This window comes from Streptomyces panaciradicis (genome assembly GCF_023516615.1).
Lineage (GTDB): Bacteria > Actinomycetota > Actinomycetes > Streptomycetales > Streptomycetaceae > Streptomyces > Streptomyces panaciradicis.
This window is the reverse complement of record NZ_JAMGBF010000236.1, coordinates 1-2317: the sequence shown is the minus strand read 5'-3', so window position 1 is coordinate 2317 and position 2317 is coordinate 1. Positions and strand designations below refer to the sequence as shown.

The 2317-nt window shown below is 70.6% G+C and carries 3 protein-coding genes; all 3 read left to right on the top strand.

Features of this window, described 5'->3' with window-relative positions; translation table 11 throughout:
* On the top strand, positions 1–914 hold a 914-nt coding region (locus M8J74_RS42360; RefSeq protein ID WP_249841492.1), incomplete at its 5' end, for a 2-oxo acid dehydrogenase subunit E2.
* 202 nt (positions 915–1116) lie between these two features.
* Complete coding sequence (locus M8J74_RS42355) at positions 1117–1740, top strand: GntR family transcriptional regulator (RefSeq protein ID WP_200705735.1); 624 nt, start codon at positions 1117–1119, stop codon at positions 1738–1740.
* A gap of 250 nt (positions 1741–1990) precedes the next feature.
* The coding region (locus M8J74_RS42350; RefSeq protein WP_505016722.1) for a pyruvate dehydrogenase E1 component-related protein at positions 1991–2317 on the top strand (327 nt) is incomplete at its 3' end.

Here is a 2317-nt window from a genome sequence, read left to right as displayed (position 1 = left end):
CGCTGGTGCGCAAGCTCGCCGCCGAGCACGGCGTCGACCTGGCCGGCGTCAAGGGCACCGGCGTCGGCGGCCGTATCCGCAAGCAGGACGTCATGGCCGCCGCCGAGGCCGCCAAGGCCGCTGCCGCCGCTCCGGCGCCCGCCGCCGCTGCCGCCCCGGCCGCCAGGAAGGCGCCCACGCTGGAGGCGTCGCCGCTGCGCGGCCAGACCGTCAAGATGCCCCGCATCCGCAAGGTCATCGGCGACAACATGGTCAAGGCGCTGCACGAGCAGGCGCAGCTGTCCTCGGTCGTCGAGGTCGACGTCACCCGCCTGATGCGCCTGCGCGCCCAGGCCAAGGACTCCTTCGCCGCGCGCGAGGGCGTCAAGCTCTCCCCGATGCCGTTCTTCGTGAAGGCGGCGGCCCAGGCGCTGAAGGCCCACCCGGTCATCAACGCCAAGATCAACGAGGCCGAGGGCACGATCACCTACTTCGACTCCGAGAGCATCGGGATCGCGGTGGACTCCGAGAAGGGCCTGATGACCCCGGTCATCAAGCACGCCGGCGACCTGAACATCGCGGGCATCGCGAAGGCCACGGCGGAGCTGGCCGGCAAGGTCCGCGCCAACAAGATCACCCCGGACGAGCTGTCCGGCGCGACCTTCACCATCTCCAACACCGGTTCGCGCGGCGCGCTCTTCGACACGATCATCGTGCCGCCGGGCCAGGTCGCGATCCTCGGCATCGGTGCCACGGTCAAGCGCCCGGCGGTCATCGAGACCGAGGAGGGCACGGTCATCGGCGTGCGCGACATGACCTACCTGACCCTCTCCTACGACCACCGTCTGGTGGACGGCGCCGACGCGGCCCGTTACCTGACCGCGGTCAAGGCGATCCTGGAGGCGGGCGAGTTCGAGGTCGAGCTCGGCCTGTAGGACACAGGGTTCGTACGACGGCGCCCCCGCCCGGAGCTTCCGGGCGGGGGCGCTGTCGTACCGGCCGGGCGCCGCCGCGGACGGCCGTGCCCGGCATGGCGTGTAAGTCTCGTCTCACCTGCACGAAAGCGCCCCCGTGCGCCTCTCCCGAAAGCGCTCGCGGCCTTATTGTCTAAACGTCGAACGCCCTTAAGGAGCTCTCATGACCGCGCCCGTCGTCCACTCGCTGCGCGAACAGATCCGCGAGCACATCGTGGAGGGGATCGTCAGCGGGCGCTGGAAGCCGGGCGAGCGGATCGTGGAGCGCCGTATCGCCACCGAGCTGGAGGTCAGCCAGACGCCGGTGCGCGAGGCGCTGCGGGAGCTGGAGTCGCTGCGGCTGATCGAGTCCGCGCCGAACAAGGGCGTTCGGGTGCGGAATCTGACGGCGGCCGACCTGGAGGAGAGCTACCCGGTACGGGCCGGTCTGGAGGCCATCGCGGCGGAGCTGGCGGCGGAGAAGCTGGCGCAGGACTGCTCGGCGCTGGAGCCGCATGTGGCCGCGCTGTACGAGGCCGACCGCAACGCCGACGGCACCGGCCAGGTGCGGCACACGGTGGCCTTCCACCGCGAGCTGGTGCGGGCCGCGGGCAACTCCGTGCTGCTGCACACCTGGGAGGGCCTGGGCATCGAAGTCTTCACGGCGCTGTCGATCCGCTGGCTGGGCACCGTTCAGCAGTCGTACGCGGAGGAGCACGAGGAGCTGGTCCAGGCGTTCCGGCGGCGGGACCCGAGGATCGCGGAACTGGTCAAGGCGCACGTGCTGGGCTGCGCCCCGCGAGCCTGAGCGCAGCGCCGCTCACCTGCGGAAACCCGGCGAAAACGCGGCACCGGGTGCCTGCCCGAAAGACACCCCGTGCCTACTTTCTCGGAATCGAGAAGTTTTGCCCCTGAACCCTTTGATCGATCATCGATCAGGGAGTTATTGTCGCCGACGGGCCTGAACCGAGGCCCCGCGCCCTGTCCTGCCAAAGACAAAGGGCACCCCCGAACCCTTACCGATGAGGGAACCCCCTTCGACTGAGGAAGGCGGCGACATGACCGACCCCAACGCCATCCAGCCGAGCGAGCTCGACCAGCTCCACGACCGGGACCCGGAGGAGACCGCCGAGTGGCAGGCCTCCCTGGACGCGGTCGCCAAGGCGGCCGGCCCGCACCGGGCCGCGTACCTGATGCGGCGCACGCTGGAGAGGGCCGAGGGCACCGGCATCGCGCTGCCCAAGCTCCTCGAGACCGACTACGTCAACACCATCCCCACCGCCGCCGAGCCGGCCGTGCCCGGTGACGAGGCGATGGAGCGCCGTATCACCGCGTGGAACCGCTGGAACGCGGCCGCGATGGTGACCCGGGGCAGCAAGTACGGC